Annotated in this window: 14 protein-coding genes; 4 read left to right on the top strand and 10 right to left on the bottom strand. The window is 50.2% G+C overall.

Annotated elements, in window-relative coordinates; translation table 11 throughout:
* Window positions 1–9: 9 nt before the first annotated feature.
* Genes LVJ85_RS01100 through LVJ85_RS01085 form a run of 4 tightly spaced genes read left to right on the top strand, consistent with a single transcriptional unit; the run spans window position 10 to window position 5774 of the window.
* Complete coding sequence (locus LVJ85_RS01100) at window positions 10–1914, top strand: nucleoside-diphosphate sugar epimerase/dehydratase (RefSeq protein WP_244740724.1); 1905 nt, start codon at window positions 10–12, stop codon at window positions 1912–1914.
* Window positions 1915–1966: 52 nt separating this feature from the next.
* On the top strand, window positions 1967–3097 hold the full coding sequence (locus tag LVJ85_RS01095) for a polysaccharide export protein (RefSeq protein WP_244740722.1): 1131 nt from the start codon (window positions 1967–1969) through the stop codon (window positions 3095–3097).
* A 32-nt stretch (window positions 3098–3129) separates the two neighbouring features.
* Window positions 3130–3570 (top strand): low molecular weight phosphotyrosine protein phosphatase, encoded by a 441-nt coding sequence (locus LVJ85_RS01090; RefSeq protein ID WP_244740720.1) that lies wholly within the window; start codon window positions 3130–3132, stop codon window positions 3568–3570.
* A gap of 38 nt (window positions 3571–3608) precedes the next feature.
* Window positions 3609–5774: a polysaccharide biosynthesis tyrosine autokinase gene (locus LVJ85_RS01085; protein ID WP_244740718.1), complete on the top strand. Its 2166-nt coding sequence runs from the start codon at window positions 3609–3611 to the stop codon at window positions 5772–5774.
* A 69-nt stretch (window positions 5775–5843) separates the two neighbouring features.
* Here LVJ85_RS01085 and LVJ85_RS01080 read toward each other — a convergent pair whose 3' ends face one another.
* The 10 genes from LVJ85_RS01080 to LVJ85_RS01035 all read right to left on the bottom strand — a co-directional run bounded on the left by LVJ85_RS01080 (window position 5844) and on the right by LVJ85_RS01035 (window position 17385).
* Window positions 5844–6365 carry a hypothetical protein gene (locus tag LVJ85_RS01080; protein ID WP_244740716.1) on the bottom strand — a complete coding sequence of 174 codons (522 nt, stop codon included), beginning with the start codon at window positions 6363–6365 and terminating at the stop codon, window positions 5844–5846.
* The gene (locus tag LVJ85_RS01075; RefSeq protein ID WP_244740714.1) at window positions 6362–7423 is read right to left on the bottom strand and encodes a DUF6402 family protein; all 1062 of its coding nucleotides are present in this window, start codon (window positions 7421–7423) and stop codon (window positions 6362–6364) included. The genes LVJ85_RS01080 and LVJ85_RS01075 overlap by 4 nt, the downstream gene beginning before the upstream one ends.
* Window positions 7424–7437: 14 nt before the next feature.
* Window positions 7438–8166, bottom strand: a complete 729-nt coding sequence (locus LVJ85_RS01070) for a DUF2345 domain-containing protein (RefSeq protein WP_244740711.1) — start codon at window positions 8164–8166, stop codon at window positions 7438–7440.
* A gap of 222 nt (window positions 8167–8388) precedes the next feature.
* A complete protein-coding gene (locus LVJ85_RS01065) occupies window positions 8389–9393 on the bottom strand; it encodes a hypothetical protein (RefSeq protein ID WP_244740708.1) in 1005 nt (334 codons plus the stop codon).
* Complete coding sequence (locus LVJ85_RS01060; protein ID WP_244740706.1) at window positions 9359–10519, bottom strand: hypothetical protein; 1161 nt, start codon at window positions 10517–10519, stop codon at window positions 9359–9361. The genes LVJ85_RS01065 and LVJ85_RS01060 overlap by 35 nt, the downstream gene beginning before the upstream one ends.
* A gap of 2 nt (window positions 10520–10521) precedes the next feature.
* A complete protein-coding gene (locus tag LVJ85_RS01055; protein WP_244740704.1) occupies window positions 10522–10872 on the bottom strand; it encodes a hypothetical protein in 351 nt (116 codons plus the stop codon).
* Between the two features lie 105 nt (window positions 10873–10977).
* Window positions 10978–11985, bottom strand: coding sequence for a hypothetical protein (locus tag LVJ85_RS01050; RefSeq protein WP_244740702.1), 1008 nt, complete (start codon window positions 11983–11985; stop codon window positions 10978–10980).
* Window positions 11951–13111, bottom strand: a complete 1161-nt coding sequence (locus tag LVJ85_RS01045; RefSeq protein ID WP_244740700.1) for a hypothetical protein — start codon at window positions 13109–13111, stop codon at window positions 11951–11953. Before LVJ85_RS01045 ends, LVJ85_RS01050 begins: the two co-directional genes overlap by 35 nt.
* A 2-nt stretch (window positions 13112–13113) precedes the next feature.
* Window positions 13114–15603, bottom strand: a complete 2490-nt coding sequence (locus LVJ85_RS01040; RefSeq protein ID WP_244740698.1) for a type VI secretion system Vgr family protein — start codon at window positions 15601–15603, stop codon at window positions 13114–13116.
* Window positions 15604–15933: 330 nt separating this feature from the next.
* Window positions 15934–17385: a sodium:alanine symporter family protein gene (locus LVJ85_RS01035; protein ID WP_244740695.1), complete on the bottom strand. Its 1452-nt coding sequence runs from the start codon at window positions 17383–17385 to the stop codon at window positions 15934–15936.
* Between the last annotated feature and the right edge of the window lie 41 nt (window positions 17386–17426).

Here is a 17426-nt window from a genome sequence, read left to right as displayed (position 1 = left end):
TAAACGATTATGAATTTGGAAACCTTACTGTCGTTGCCGCGCAACGTAAAAAAAGCGTGCTTCATCATTCATGACTTATTGGTAATTTTCGTGTCTTTTTGGTTTGCGCAAAGCCTGAAAGCCAGCTACCACGCCGAATGGAGCAGCATGGCCAACTGGCTGGCGTTTGCCGCCACTGCACTGTTCACAACGATGCTGTTTGTGAAAATGGGGCTTTACCGTGCCGTAACCCGCTATGTGAGTACGCGCATCCTCAGTACGGCGGTATTCGGCTGCATGGTTTCCGCGCTGATTTTCCTGATCAGTGTGTGGGTATTCGAGCAACGTCTGCGGCTGGCGCTGCCGGTGGTGTATTTCCTGATGCTGGTGGTGCTGGTGACCAGCTCGCGCATCATTCTTAAATCGATTCTTTCCGACCGCCGCCACCGCAAGCAGATGGCGCCGGTGATTATCTACGGCGCCGGCCAATCCGGGCGCCAACTCTTGGAAGCCATCAAACAGGTCAACGAATACAATGCCGTGGCCTTTGTGGACGACAATCCCGCCATCCAACGTACCACCATTTACGATCTGCCCGTGTACAGGCCGTCTGAATTGGAAGACCTGATCAAACGCTACGGCGTGGAGAAAATCCTGCTGGCGATTCCGAGTGCTTCGAAAGAAGAACGCAAGCTGATTGTGGAACGCTTAAAAAGCTTTTCGTGCGAAGTGCTGGCGATTCCGGGCATGAAAGATTTGGTGGACGGCAAAATCAGCATCAGCTCGCTGAAAAAAGTGTCGGTTATCGACCTGCTCGGCCGCGACCCCGTTGCGCCCCGCCCCGAGCTGATGAGCGCCGACATTTCCAATAAAGTGGTGTTGGTAACGGGCGCGGGCGGTTCTATCGGTTCGGAGTTGTGCCGCCAGATTATCCGCTACCGCCCGGCCAAACTTTTGCTGTTTGAATTGTCGGAATTTTCGCTGTACAGCATCGATAAAGAGCTGCGCGAATTTCAGACGGCCTCAAACTTGGATATCGAAGTTGTGCCGCTGCTGGGTTCGGTTCAACACCGCAAGCGCCTGTTCAGCATCATGGAAGCCTACGGCGTGCAAACCGTTTACCACGCCGCTGCCTACAAACATGTGCCGATGGTTGAGTTCAACACCATCGAAGGCGTGCGCAACAATGTGTACGGCACGCTCTTCTGCGCACAGGCCGCGGTAGATGCGGGTGTGGAAACTTTCGTACTGATTTCCACCGACAAAGCCGTGCGCCCCACCAACACTATGGGCGCCAGCAAACGTATGGCCGAACTCTGCCTTCAGGCAATGGCCGCCGAAGCCGGCCAACAAACCCGTTTCTGCATGGTGCGCTTCGGCAACGTGCTCGGCTCGTCCGGCTCCGTGGTTCCCGTGTTTGAGAAACAGATTGAGGCAGGCGGGCCGATTACCCTGACCCACCAAGACATTACCCGCTACTTTATGACCATCCCCGAAGCCGCCCAACTGGTGATCCAAGCCGGTGCGATGGGCAAAGGCGGCGACGTATTCGTGCTCGACATGGGCGAATCGGTGCGGATTATCGACCTGGCCAAACAAATGATCCGCCTGAGCGGTTTGGAAGTGAAAGACGCAGAACACCCCGACGGCGACATCGAAATCAAAGTTACCGGCCTGCGCCCGGGTGAAAAACTATATGAAGAATTGTTGATAGGCGATGACGTGCAAAAGACCACACATCCCCGAATTATGACCGCCAACGAAGTCATGCTGCCGTGGGACGCTTTATCCGACATACTTAGCCGCATGGATACAGCATGCCGCGAAATGAACCAAATGGCCTTAAGACAACTCTTACTGGAAGCTCCAACCGGTTTTGCCCCCAAAGACGACGTCTGCGATTTGGTATGGCTGCAAAACCGACAGGCCGTCTGAAACCCCGTATTTTTTCAGACGGCCTGCCGCAACACCCTTAAAGGATAAAACCGTGAAGACCAAACTCACTGCAATCAGCTTGTCCCTGCTGGCTTTTACCGCCGGCTGTACCGTCGTACCCGGCTCCGGCCTGCCCACGCGCAACAAAACCGTGGTTTACGAAGACAACGAAAGCAAACAAAACACCGTTTTAGACAGCCGCATCAACATCTACCCCATCACAATGGGCTTGATCGAACGCATGCAGGAACATCCCCGAGGCGCATTAAGCAACCCCGCCCTCGAACGCCAAAAATCCGCCTACCGCTACCGAGTCGGCAGCGGCGACGTATTGAACGTGATGGTGTGGCACCATCCCGACCTGAATTCCCCCTCTTCGTCCGGCATGTCGGCCGAAAGCAAACAAGTGAGCAACGGCGTGTGGGTGGATGAAGCCGGTTATCTCGCCTATCCGCTGGCAGGCAAAATCTACGCCCGCGGCAAAACTCTGCCCGAGCTGCAAAACATCATCACAGGCCGTCTGAAACGCTACATCAAAAACCCGCAGGTTACGTTAACCGTAACCGAATTCCGTTCGCAGCGCGTTTCCGTGTCCGGCGCAGTCGGCAAACCCGGACAATTTCCGATTACCAATATCCCCCTTACCTTGGTTGACGTGATCGACCAAGCGGGCGGCGCGGCCGAAAACGCCGACACCAACAACATCAGATGGACGAAAAACGGCGTAGAACGCACCATCTCGCTGCAAGACATCCGCCAACGCGGCGACTTGTCGCAAAACCTGCTCTTGAGCGGCGGCGACATCGTATATGTACCCACCACCGACAACAGCAAAGTGCACGTAATGGGCGAAGTCGGCAAACAAACCTCCCTGCGTATGGGCAGCTACGGCCTCACCCTCACACAGGCACTGGGTGACGCAGGCGGCATGAACCAAGTAACCGCAAACGCATCGGGTGTATTCGTGATCCGCAACGTACCCGAAGACCGATCCAAACCGATACACGTTTACCAACTTAACCTGAAAGACGCGTCTGCCTACGCATTGGCCAACCGCTTCAAACTGCGCGCCGACGATGTCGTTTACGTAACCGCCGCACCGGTATCGCGTTGGAACCGCGTTGTTTCCCAAGTAACCAACTCCATTTCCAACATTACCTCTTTGAACAGCTCTTTCAAGTAATGCCGGCATAGACTTACCGAAGCGACGAGAGAATGTTTCAAAAGATTTTGATTGTTTGTATCGGCAACATCTGCCGCTCGCCCACCGCAGAGCGGCTGTTGCAGGAAAAAATGCCCCACCTGCACATATCCTCGGCAGGATTGAGAGCCATGGCGGGCAAAGATGCCGACCTGCAAGCCATACGCACGGCGTTGCGGCACGGCCTCATTATCGCCGGGCATACCGCACGCCAGCTTACCCCCGCACTGTGCGAGGAAGCCGATTTGATACTGGTAATGGAGCCTCAGCATATCGACATGGTTGCCGACGTACTGCCCTCCGCCCGAAGCAAAACCATGCTGTTTGCCCAATGGCTGCCGCAAAAAAGCATACCCGACCCCTACATGCAAACCGAGGAATTTTTTGAAACGGTTTACCGAAAACTCGAAGAGGCCGCCGAACAATGGGCTTATAAACTCACCGTCAAACCGTAAGCCGTTCCCGGTAAAAGAATGAGAAGGAAATCCCGACAATGCCAACACCATACCTGCCACACCCCCAACAAAAAAACAGCAGCGGTGAAATCGACGTAGGCTTACAGCTGCGCAATCTGCTCAACTACAAATACCCGATTGCCATCGCCGTGGTGGCGGGCGGGCTCTTGGGTGCACTTTACAGTTTGTCGGTAACACCCGAATACCGTGCCGATGCCATGCTGGAAGTCGAAACCAAGCAAAACCAGATTCTCACCGAAATCAACAATATGCTGCATCAGGCGGATTCACCCACTTCCGAGGCGGAGTTGGAACTGCTGCAATCCAGACTGGTGCTGGGCAAAACCGTTGACGACCTCCAGCTCGACCTTACCGTCGCCCCGAAATACCTGCCCGTATTCGGGCACTTGGTACACAACCTCAGCAACAGCGCCGAACCGGAGCTGAAAGTCCATACCTTTACCGTCGCAGACGAATGGCGCAACCAACCTTTCACCGTAACCGCCAAGAGCAAAAAACTCTATTCGGTAGAGCTGCCCAACGGCCGCATGATGGAAGGCAAAGTCGGACAAGCACTCAAAATCAACGGGCAAACCGTTTTGCAAATCAACCAGATTTTGTCCGAACCCGGTCAGCGTTTTACCCTGACCAAGCATTCACGCCTCAACGCCATTGAACAGATTAAAGAAAACCTGACCGTATCCAGCAAAGGCAAAACCAGCCCCATCATCAACTTGGCATACAAAGGCACCGAACCGGAAAAAATCACCACCATTCTGAACAGCATTGCCGACAACTACGTCAACCAAAACATCAACCGCGACGTTCAGGTGGCCGCCAGCGGTTTGGCCTTTATCTCCGAAGAGTTGCCGCGCCTGCAAGCCACTTTGCAGGAAGCGGAAAACAAATTGAACGAATACCGCAAAAAAAGCGGCTCGCTCGACATTCCCGTCGAATCCAAAGGCGCCTTGGAAAGCCTGATCAACATCGAAACCCAGATTACCAACCTGCGCACCGAAGAAGCCGGCTTAGCGGAACTCTACACCCCCGAACACCCCAACTATAAAGCCGTACTCGACAAACTGGCCGTGTTGGAAAAAGCCAAAAGAAAAATCAACCAGCAAATTGCCGACTTACCCAACACCCAGCAGGAAGTGATCCGCCTCACCCGCGATGTAGAAACCAACCAAAACACCTACACGCAATTGCTGACCAAGCAGCAAGAGCTGAATATTATGAAAGCCAGTGCGCAAGGTAACGTATGGATTGTCGATTATGCCGACAAGCCGGAAGAACCCGTCGCACCGCGCAAAACCGTGATTACCCTGCTTTCCGCCATCAGCGCCGGCGTATTGACCGCTGCGTGGTATCTATTGCGTTCCGTGATGCGTCACGGTTTGAGCAAACCCGAAGACATCGAAACGCTCGGCTTGGATGTTGCCGCCATCATCCCCTTCTCCAGAGCACAACAGAAACGCGACACGCTGGGCAGCAAACTCAAAAAAGGCCTGTCTTCCGGCAGCCGCCCCGGCTATCTGCTCAGCACCGAAGCACCGACCGACGCCGCCATCGAAGCCTTGCGTGCCTTACGTACCAATATTTATTTCTCGATGAACGACGCCAAAAACAATCTGCTGATGCTGACCAGCCCCGCTCCCGGCTCAGGCAAATCGTTCATCGCCGCCAACCTCGCCGCCATCATGGCGCAGTCGGGTAAAAAAATCCTGCTGATAGACGGCGATATGCGCAAAGGCTACCTCGACGAATATTTCGATGCCGACCCTGAAAACGGCCTGTCGGACATTCTCGAAGGCAAGCTCTCCCCCGGCCAAGCCGTGCAAGAGACTTCCGTGCCGAACCTGAGCTTTATCAGCCACGGCGCCCTGCCCGAAAACCCGTCCGAACTTTTGCTTGACGGCCGTCTGAATACCCTGCTCAGCCGCGCCCGCCAACGCTACGACTATGTGATTATCGACACACCGCCCGTTTTATCGGTAACCGATGCCAACATTGTCGGACAGCAGGCAGGCATTACGCTGATGGTAACCAGATACGACAGAACGTCCGCCCACGAGCTTGACCTCAGCGTCAACCGTCTGCAACAAAGCAATGTCGAAGTACACGGCACCATCCTCAATGCCATGAAGAGCGACGCGCCCAACGGCTACGGTTATTACACCTCCTATAACTACAAGAAGCCGTAAACCCACCGTATTGAACCGCCCTATATGTATCAAAAGAAGGCCGTCTGAAAACTCTCAGACGGCCTATTGTCAAATTCGGTCGTTTCTGCACTTCAAATCCCTAGCAAGAATGAATTCATATTTTTCTTTAAGTTCTTTATCCGTCCCGCCTTCATGTTTTCTTGCAAACGGTTTCCACTCTTCAAAGGTGGGATAGGTGGGGTAAGGAAAGCATATAATTTGAAAAGAATCATCTTTATCAAATAAATAAAATAAAATCTCAACTGCTGCAATACCATAGTAAGTCTTACTGATTTGAAGCTCCCCTCTAACTTTGACTGCCTTATACTGCTCCTTGGTTAGTGGATTTTCCAACACGAATACATAACTGTTTTTTTTCTCTTTTTCCCTGCAAATTAACAGTTGGTATGGTTTTCCCCCTTTAATCCAGTCTTTTTCTTCATCTCTGGAAGCTCCCCGACATTCCAAATCCATGTCAATAGGTTTTTTAGTCAGGCTAACCCTATGTTCGTCATAATAAAAATAAATTAAAAAGCCCGATAAAGCCAGCAACACAGACAATCCGATCAGTATCAAAAACGTTTTTTTCATTTGTTAATCTCCACCTCGATTTCAAAATCTGGTGTCGGGACGGGCAGGATTTTGGAAAACAGCAGCATATCCCTGCCTTTCCATTGCTCTTTCGGTTTGCCCTGATTGGTCGTTTCCCGCCATCTTCTGAAGTCGCTGTTGTTCACCGGCAGGAACAAATCGGTATGGATATTGTCTCCGTCCAAAAATGGTGTGGTTACTTTAAGCGAATTCAATTCTTTCCCTCTTGCGGCCTGCAGATTGTCCAATACGCCGTCGGCAAAGATTCTGACCCCTTTGGCATTCCAAAATCCCAAAAACTGCTCGCCGACATAATCGTAGGTGTCTTTGGCATAAACGGCAATCGTGGGAATCTTGGCTCGGTACAGATTACCCTGTTTATGTGTCAGGATAATTTGGTATGGTGCGGCACATAGACTAAATGAGCCGAATGCGACAAACCAGTCTTCGATTGAAGTATGTCTGATAGGTTTTTCCGAAATGGAATCTCCAATTTTAATATGCTGGAACTGCCATTCAGTATGGTATTTCAAGATGTTTTCAGCAGCCTGCTTGTAAAAATTATCTTTGGGAATCTTACGCCAACTGTCTTCAATTTTTCTCTTTAATATGGCTTTTGCAATATCTTTATAGATAGATTTTCTCACCAGCTCACGGAACTTTTCCATAATCAAAGGCGATTTATCCAGCCATTCCCATGTTACGAAATCCTGTTGCACCACGCCTTTTTTCATGGCTTCGGGGTCTTTCAGAATTTCTGAATTTTCTTCCTTTTGCTCTTTGGTGAACTCATAATAATCCCCCTCAAACCAAGCATCCTGCGCTTTCGCGCCCATATGCCAGCCATGATTCCTCATCACCGTGGCAATATCTCTCAGTTTGAAACGGTTCAGCGGAATATCTTGTTTGGGGAATCCGCCGTAGCGGTTGGGTGTGCTTACTTTTGCCTTGCACACAAGCATGGGGTTGCACTCAATCTTGACAATAACGGCCTCTCCTTCTTTTCTAGGCGCAACATCTTGTGTATAGACTTCTATAAATTTGGTTTTTTCTGCCATGCCTTTTTCCTTGATTACTCAATATCAATTTTGGTTTGCGGATAAATACTGATTTCAATTTCTTCAGATTTCATAGTATGAAATTTTTCAGCTTTCTTCTTATTGCTGCTTCCTGTTAGATTTTGCGTATCCGATTCCACATAAAAATCAATATTGTCAAGATATTTACCTGTTTTATCGTCAATAAACATAAATCTTTTACCATGCGGATAGCCAAGCGGAAAAGCCTCCAAAGGAACGGCCATTTCCTTCGGCCCCATCACCTGAAACCCCGCACACTTCACCCACACCATCTTCGGACAGCCCAGCTCGATATTGCCGTCTTTAATCTTGATGTACGCCCCGCCCCTGAGTGCATCTTTACCCGACAGCCTTGGCTGGGATAATTCAATAAACGGCTGCCATCCACTGTTTTGAATCTGCTCCATCAGCTTTACCCATAAATCATAGGCTTCGCGGTGACGGATAAGTTCATCTGCGCTGATGCCGCTGTTTAAGTCGATACTGGCCACTCCCTCGCCTGCGGGTTTAGGCCATACTGTACCCATTGCGGTAAAAGTATGCGGAATAGTTAAGCTGTGGCCGCCGTGCTTGATGGTTACATTACCCAAGGCGGAATGTTTCCATTTCAAATCAAGAAATCCCGCGATTTCGCCGGCGGTGCGGTTATCTATTACCGCACCTGCTTGTTGAAAAGTTTCCGGCCCCGCTTTGCCCAATTCCAAAGTAACTTCTTGTTGCATAATGTTTTCCTTTTCTGCCCGACAGGCTGCCGGAAGTAATAAAACAAGGGTAATTAAGGCAATGAAAACTGCCTGCAAGGGTTTATTGATTGCCCTGCGGATGATTGGAATAGGCATCGGGTTTTCCTTATTATTTAGTTCTCTAGTCAAACAATTATGTTTCAGACGGCCTTAAGTAAATGCCTGCCCGACATTCCGCCAAGCAGGCATATTTGCTTAAACTCAGAACTTCGGTTCTTGCTGCAAATAGGGCAACGGGTCGGGATCTTGGTAAGTTGTATCGATTTTGTAGCCCAATTTGGTCAGTCTTTCTTCTTCCTGTTTACGTTTTAACAGTTCTGAGGAACGGTAGCGTCGCCAATATCCGGCAAGGTTATTCGTAATGTCTTGTTTAGCTGCTTTTCGTTTTTCATCACGAAGATTTTCCAGAAACTTTAAATACATTTGTTCACGCAAACTCATTCTTGTAGTGTCGAAGGTAATTCTCATCATATACTGACCCCATTCGGTAAATTTTAAGTTACTGTTAATGCGGTCTAAATCTTCTTGATTGCTGATGGTCGGATCAAGAGAAATACTCATTGCGATGCCATTTAGGTGAAAATATGTAAAAATGCCTCTTTGAGCAACTACAGTCAGCCATGTTTGAAAATCCGGCAGAATGTAAGGATCTATGGCATGTCCTAAACCGAAATTTTCTTTATCCTGAAAATACCTGAGTGCATCTTTACCCGATAGCCTTGGCTGAGATAATTCAATAAACGGTTGCCAACCGCTGTTTTGAATCCGCTTCATCAGCTTTACCCATAAATCATAGGCCTCGCGATGGCGGATAAATTCGGCTGCGCTGATGCCGCTGTTTAAATCGATACTGGATACCCCTTCGCCTTCAGGTTCCGGCCACACCGTACCCATTGCCTTAAAAGTATGTGGAATGGTCAGGGTATGATTGCCATGTTTGATGGTAACAATGCCCAATTGCGAAGGCCGCCATTTCAAATCTAAAAAACCCGCAATGCTACCTGCCGTCCGGTTGTCTGTTACCGCACCTGCTTGCCGGAAACTTTCCGGCCCCGCTTTACCTAATTCCAAAGTAACTTCTTGCTGCATGATATTTTCCTTTTCTGCCCGACAGGCTGCCGGAAGTAATAAAACAAGGGTAATGAAGGCAATTAAAACAGCCTGCAAGGGTTTATTGGTTGCCTTGCGGATCGTTGGAATAGCCATCGGTTGCTCCTTTCTTGGTATCGTTTACCCAGCCGGCTATGATTTTCAGATGGCCTTCAACATAATCTCTTCCCTTATCTGTAATCATCAGTCTATGATATTTATCGGCCACATCTAAAATCCATTCCATTCTACTTTCATATTCTTCTGCCTTCATATTTTTAGGCGCGTAAGAGTACGGATGCTCGGGCAGGCTGTATTTCTGTTTGTCGGAAACAGGTACCGCCCCGTGGCGCATCAGTGAAGCGGCGGCAGCTCCGTAAGTTTCTATGTCCTGCTCGTAAACACCGTATGCTTCTTCTTCATAGCTACTGTGGAAACGGATAAAGGTTTTCGGTCTGCCCCAAAAACGTTGTGCCGCTGCACCCGATTTCATCCACGGATGGTTCCAGCAGATACTCTGTAAAATGTTTTTCTGTTCTTGCACTGCGATTATTTTTAGATACGTAAGTTGATCCTTCTTGATTTTTTCTGAAGAAAAAGGCTTTTGTTTTTCTATTTCCGGCAGCAAGGCAAAAGCCTTCCGAATTTCTTCGGTCAGCCTAAACCCCTTTACCCCGGGCAGAGCGGTGGAAGCCCACGGCAAAGCATTAAGTGCTTTTTTTACCGGAGCAGAGTAATTGCTGGCATTGCGGCTGCCTTTACACTGCTCAAACGAGCCGGGGCTAACCGCCCAAGCCCAATGCCAGGGTGCCACATCCATAAACAGCCACAAATTGCCTTTGGCAAAAATATGTACCGATTTCGGGGCATCCAAAAAATTAGCGGTTACTTTATTGCCCTGATAACCTGTTCGTGTCAGCCAAGAATCAAACGTAGCCGCTACGGTTTTGGAAGCAAATGCCCCCAAGCCCATCCAATAAAAGCGGCCTTTCAAGCGCGGATTGGCTCCCATGTCTTTGTCCGTTTCAAGGTAAATCCGTGCATAAACCGCAGCTATCCTGCGGGCGCGCTGTTCATACCATGCTTCTAAATGGTATTGATTTTTTACCGTTTGATTAGAAAGCAATACATAGCTTTTCTGCTGTAAAAGCGACCAAAATGTAGGGCATCCACATTGAGCAGTGGCACAACTTTCGGGTGTTTGATTGGTTTCTGCGGTCTTGAAAGTCAGTTGGGTTGTCATAATCAGGCGTCTCCCTTAGGTTCCGGCCATACCGTTCCCATTGCCTTAAAAGTATGAGGGATGGTCAGGTTATGATTGCCATGTTTGATAGTAACAATACCCAATTGCGAAGGCCGCCATTTCAAATCTAAAAAACCCGCAATGTTACCTGCTGTTCGGTTGTCTGTTATTGCACCTGCTTGTTGGAAACTTTCCGGCCCCGCCTTACCTAATTCCAAAGTAACTTCTTGTTGCATAATATTTTCCTTTTCTGCCCGACAAGCTGCCGGAAGTAATAAAACAAGGGTAATTAAGGCAATGAAAACTGCCTGCAAGGGTTTATTGATTGCCCTGCGGATGATTGGAATAGGCATCGGGTTTTCCTTATTATTTAGTTCTCTAGTCAAACAATTATGTTTCAGACGGCCTTAAGTAAATGCCTGCCCGACATTCCGCCAAGCAGGCATATTTGCTCAAACTCAGAACTTCGGTTCTTGCTGCAAATAAGGTAACGGATCGGGGTCTTGGTAAGTCGTATCGATTTTGTAGCCTGATTTAGCCAGTCTTTCTTCTTCCTGCTTACGTTTGGAAAGCTCTATATTCTGATAGCGTTTTAAGTAAGTCGGTAAGTCGGCGTTGATTTTTTTGATGGCTGCTTGTGTTTCTTCAATATCGAAAGAATCAGGAATGAATTGGTTATGTATTGCGTTACGGGTACTGTAACGTACGGTATCGAAGGTAATACGCATCATATACTGCCCCCATTCCTTAAAGCTTAATTTGTTATTGATATGGTCTAAATCTTCTTGATCTTTAACGGTCTGATCAAGAGAAATACTCATTGCAACACCATTTAGGTGAAAATATGTAAAAATGCCTCTTTGGGCAACTACTGTCAGCCATGTTTGAAAATCCGGCAGAATGTAAGGATCTATGGCATGTCCTAAACCGAAATTTTCTTTATCCTGAAAATACCTGAGTGCATCTTTACCCGATAGCCTTGGCTGAGATAATTCAATAAACGGTTGCCAACCGCTGTTTTGAATCTGCTCCATCAGCTTTACCCATAAATCATAGGCTTCGCGATGGCGGATAAATTCGGCTGCGCTGATGCCGCTGTTTAAATCGATACTGGCAACTCCCTCGCCTTCAGGTTCCGGCCATACCGTTCCCATTGCCTTAAAAGTATGAGGGATGGTCAGGTTATGATTGCTATGTTTGATAGAAACAATACCCAATTGCGAAGGCCGCCATTTCAAATCTAAAAAACCTGCAATGTTACCTGATGTTCGGTTGTCTGTTATTGCACCTGCTTGTTGGAAACTTTCCGGCCCCGCTTTGCCCAATTCCAAAGTAACTTCTTGCTGCATGATGTTTTCCTTTTCTGCCCGACAGGCTGCTGAAAATAATAAAACGACAAAAACTAAAACAGCCAAAACTGTCTGTTGATATTTACTGGTTACCTTGAGGATCATTGGAATAGCCATCAGTTTTTCCTTTTTTAGAGCTGTTTATCCAACCCGCTATGATACGCAAATGGCTTTCAACATAGCGATTACCGTTTTTATTTTGCATTAACCGATGATATTTATCGGCCACATCTAAAATCCACTCCATTCGGCTTTCATATTCTTCAGCCTTCATATTTTTAGGTGCGTAAGAATACGGATGCTCGGGCAGGCTGTATTTCTGTTTGTCGGAAACGGGTATCGCACCATGACGCATCAGTGAAGCGGCAGCGGCTCCGTAAGCTTCTACGTCCTGCTCGTAAACACCGTATGCTTCTTCTTCATAGTCACTGTGGAAACGGATAAAGGTTTTCGGTCTACCCCAAAAACGTTGTGCCGCCGCACCCGATTTCATCCACGGGTGGTTCCAGCAGATACTCTGCAAAATGTTTTTCTGTTCCTGTACCGCAATTATTTTTAGATGTGTGAATTGATCCTTCTTGATTTTTTCTGAAGAAAAAGGCTTTTGTTTTTCAATTTCCGGTAGCAAGGCAAAAGCGTCCCGAATTTCTTTAGTTAGTCCAAACCCCTTTACCCCGGGTAGGGCGGTGGAAGCCCACGGCAAAGCATTAAGTGCCTTTTTTACCGGAGCAGAGTAATTGCTGGCATTGCGGCTGCCTTTACACTGCTCAAACGAGCCGGGGCTAACCGCCCAAGCCCAATGCCACGGTGCCACATCCATAAACAGCCACAAATTGCCTTTGGCAAAAATATGTACCGATTTCGGGGCATCCAAAAAATTGGCGGTTACTTTATTGCCCTGATAACCTGTCCGTGTCAGCCAAGAATCAAACGTAGCTGCTACGGTTTTGGAAGCGAATGCCCCCAAGCCCATCCAATAAAAGCGGCCTTTCAAGCGCGGATTGGCTCCCATGTTTTTGTCCGTTTCAAGGTAAATCCTTGCATAAACCGCAGCTATCCTGCGGGCGCGCTGTTCATACCATGCTTCTAAATGGTATTGATTTTTTACCGTTTGATTAGAAAGCAATACATAGCTTTTCTGCTGTAAAAGCGACCAAAATGTGGGGCATCCGCATTGAGCAGTGGCACAACTTTCGGGCGTTTGATTGGTTTCTGCGGTGCTGAAAGTCAGTTGGGTTGTCATAATCAGGCGTCTCCGGATGGAAGGTCGGCGGTAAAGCCAACCCACTTTAATTCAACTTCTAATTCTTGCTTTTGTTCGGTGTGTATGCGTTGGCTCATGCCTTTTGAGGTGGTTTTCCCGGTAATTTCCTGCTCTCCCGACCGTATATTGTATTCAACGAAACGCATAGGGGAAGAATCGGGTAAAAGTAATTGAAACTGCTCATCATACTTTTCAACGGTGGGTATACCTTGCATGTTCACCCCGGCAGAACTCGGCCCCATCACCTGAAACCCCGCACACTTCACCCACACCATCTTCGGGCAGCCCAACTCGATATTGCCGTCTTTAATCTTGATGTACGCCCCGCCGCTGGTGAGCAGGATTTCGTCTTTCGCAGCGATGGTCACTTTACCGGCGCTGCTGGTAATGGTGGCGTCTTTAAGCGCGTTGATCTGCATCTCGTCGTTCTGTGCCTGAATTTCCACCTTGCCTTGATTGGCTTGTAGCTTCGCCCCTTTGCTCTGCGCGAACAAGTTGACGCTCTTGACTGCATGGGCGGTGAAGTTTTGGCCGGCGCTGATGTCGGTGTCGCCGCCGCTAATGTGGTGGATGTGTTGGCCGGCGGTGTGCAGTTGGCTTTGCGGGGTGGCGGTAGCGATGCCGTCGGGGGCGGATTGGATGATGCCCGCGCGTTGCAGCTGTATGAGGCTGTCTTTCAGACGGCCTGCCTGTTCTTCGGCCTCGGTGGCTTCGTTTTTGGCGGTATGGGCGGCTTTGTTGAGGCTTTTGGCTAAGGAGATTGCCTGCTCGAGTTGGGCAATGGCGGCATCCATATCCAACACCTGACCCGCAGCCTGATTCTGGGCATCGGCACTGATGAATAAACCCTTACCCGCCCGTAATGCGCCCCAACTGTCGGTACGCAGCTCGAAGCCTTCGCCGTTGTCGCCGCGCTTCTGTCTTTGGCTGTCGACGATATGGCCGAGGTTGAGTTGGGTTTTACCGTATTCGGTCGCCAGTTTGATATGTTCCTGACCCTGTTTGTCTTCCATCCGCAGTTTGTTATTCGCCCAAGTACGGATGACGTTACGGGTGTTCCAATCGGCGGGAACGTGGTCGGGGTGGGAGCTGTCGTGCATCACCCCGCTGATGTAGGGTCTGTCGGGATTACCCTGTACAAACGACAGCATCACTTCGGTGCCTTCGTGTAGCGGGAAGTGCTGGCCGTAGTCGGGGCCGGCATAGGGTTTGGCTAAGCGGATGGGACGGCTTTCTCCGCCCGGGCTCCATTCGTCGAGGTCGAACGGCAGTTTGACGCGGTAACGCCCCATATTGTCGATATAGGCGTAGGTGTAGTTGCCGGGGCTGGTGACTCTGGCAGGAAGGCTGCCCTGAATCTTGGGCAACGGGGTGATGCGTTCGGGGCGGAAGATGCTGTCGGCGGGAATGGCGGTAAAAGTATGGCTATATGCGCTGTCGCGGCTGCCGCTGTGGGTAAGCGACACTACCAACCAGCCGTTGGACGCTTCGCTGAAGCTTGGGGCCGTCTGAAACACTTGGCCGGGGCTGAGGGCGGTAATGTTGCCGCTGCCGGAAGCAACGATACGGCGACTGTGGTCGAGTTGTTGAAGTAAGGCCGTCTGAAGTTGGGCTTCTTCAGGTGTCTTTTGATGCAAACCCCAATGGCTGTCGCTGCCGAGTAAGACGCTGCTGTCGGTCTCCGTACCCTTAGCCGTTACTTGGGACGATAAGTCGGTATCGGCATCGCGGTAGTTGTAGTCACCGACGCGGATGGATTCGAGAATGGGGTTGTGTTTTACCTGTAAGGCAAACACCGTTTCCCGGCCGATGCTCTCCAATCCGCCGTGGGGGCGGTAGGCATACGGCAGACGGTTGTCACGAAAATAATGGGCGGCATCGTCACCGAATACCGCCACCTCGCCATATTGGGCATTCTGCTCGAAGGCGTACCAGATGCCTTCTTCTTCGCACAACCGGTTGAGAAAGGCGAAGTCGGATTCCTGATACTGGGTCACATACTCGCGCACACCGTATTCGCGTGAGGTATTGAAACGGAAATCGACGCCGGAGAAGCCGTGGTGTTTCAGCAGTGCGGCAATGATGTCGGGAACGTTTTGGTTTTGAAACAGACGGGAAGTGCGGTGATGCTTCAATGCGGCAATGCGCGGTTCCAATACCATGCGGTAGCGGGTCTCGTCCGCCGATACCGACAGCTTCTCGCAGGAAGTGATGATACCGCTCCATTCCTTCAACGCTTGGGGGGCGATCATTCCCTCAATCAATCCCAACGCATCAGAGCTTACCGGCGTTACCGTAAACTTGGCCGCCTGGTTGATGTACGACGACAGCGGCAAATCGGCATCGGCGGAGGTGAGTTCGATGTCGAGACGGTAGGCCGTATTCAATGCTTCGGTGGCGGTGAAGGAGACGACGGAGAGGGAGGGGCTGAAACGGGAGAAGCTGAGGTGGTAGGATTGGGTCGGGGTCATCGTGACACTTTCTCAAATCAGTAAAGCGGGATTGATGCGTTTATTTAAACTGAAATATATCAAATTGAATATTTATTTTCTATTTGCATATGACAAAAGGCCGTCTGAAATTTCAGACGGCCTAAAGCAAGTTATGTCAAGTTAAGCAGTAGTTATTTTTGCTTGTGCCCAAACACCTTATGCGCAGTTTGGTTGGTTTCGATAAAAGCCTCTCAAATAAGTCTGTATCGCACACCGCTAACGAGAAATGTCTTATTTTAAAGATGCCCTTTACTCATTTGGCTCAGTTGTACGACATTCAGTATCAAACTACTTATTTTTAACCGCACCTCAACGCTTACCGTGCTGCTGTGCATACTCTATCCAAAACTCCGCATTCTCCACTCCCGCCTCACGCGGGTCGAACACCGGATCGAGACCGGCTTTTTTCTGGCGGTCGTAATCACGCAGCGCGCGCAGGGCGGGTTTGCTCAGGAATACGATGGCAATCAGGTTGAGGTAACACATGCTGCCGAAGCCGATGTCGCCCAAGCCCCACATCAGGCTGGCGGACTGCACGCTGCCGGTAAACACGACGGCTAAAAACACCACCCGCAAAATCATGCTGAGAATGGGGTATTTCAGCTTTTGGTCGAGATAAAGCAGCGCGGTTTCGGCGATGTAGTAGTAAGCCAGCAGGCAGGTGAAAGCAAAGAAGAAAATGCCCACCGCCACGAATGCGCCGCCGAAATCGCCGAACACCGTGCCCAAGGCCGCCTGCGTGTAGGCCGAGCCTGCAACCACGCCGGGGATGTTTTCCACCAGCGGCGTTTCCATACCGGGCGGCTGCACGTTATACATGCCGGTAATCAGAATCATGATGGCGGTTGAGGTGCAGACAATCACGGTATCGATATACACCGAGAAGCCTTGTACCAAACCTTGTTTCACGGGATGGCTCACTTCTGCGGCAGCCGAGCTGAACGTCGCTTCGCCCGCACCGGCTACGTTGGAGAACACGGCACGGCGCACGCCCCAGGAAATCGCGGTGCCGACAATGCCGCCGAATACCGCGTCAGTGCCGAACGCGCTGCCGATAATCAGGCTCACGGTTTCGGGAATTTGCGCGGCATGGGTTACCAACACAATCAGCATCAGGCCGACATAACCCAAAGCCATCAGCGGAATGATGCGGTCGGCGGCGCGGGCGATGCGTTTGGTGCCGCCGAAAATCAGAAACGCCAGCATCGCGGAAACCGCCGTGCCGGTAATCCATGCAGACAGGCCGAAGGCGTTGTCAAACGAAGTTGCAATGGTATTGGCCTGAATGCCCGGCACCAACACGCCGTAGCTCAGGAAAATCACCACGGCCACCAGCACGGCGAAGGCTTTCAGCTTTAGGCCGCGCTCGATGTAGTAAGGCGAGCCGCCGCGGTATTCCGTGCCGACTTTGGTTTTATAAATCTGCGCCAAAGTCGATTCCACAAACGCGCTCGCGCCGCCCAACAGCGCCATTACCACCATCCAAAACACGGCACCCGGGCCGCCCGCGGCAATGGCAGTGGCCACGCCGGCGATGTTGCCGACACCGATACGCCCCGACAGCGACATACAGAATGCCTGAAACGATGAAATGCCCGCACCGGATTCCTGCTTTTCTTTCAACAGGCGGATCATTTCCGGCAGATAGCGGAACTGCACGCCTTTGGTGATAACGGTGAAATACAGGCCGACGGCCAAAGCCAGATAAACCAAGCCGTTGCCCCAGATATAGTCCACCAGCGTATTGACGATTTTTTCCATCTCTTTCTCCTTTGTGGTTATGTGTGGTTATCGGAGGCCGT

Origin of the sequence: Neisseria sp. Dent CA1/247, from assembly GCF_022870825.1 — a bacterium.
In the GTDB taxonomy this organism is placed as follows: Bacteria; Pseudomonadota; Gammaproteobacteria; order Burkholderiales; family Neisseriaceae; genus Neisseria; species Neisseria zoodegmatis.
This window is presented reverse-complemented; position numbering and strand designations above follow the sequence as displayed.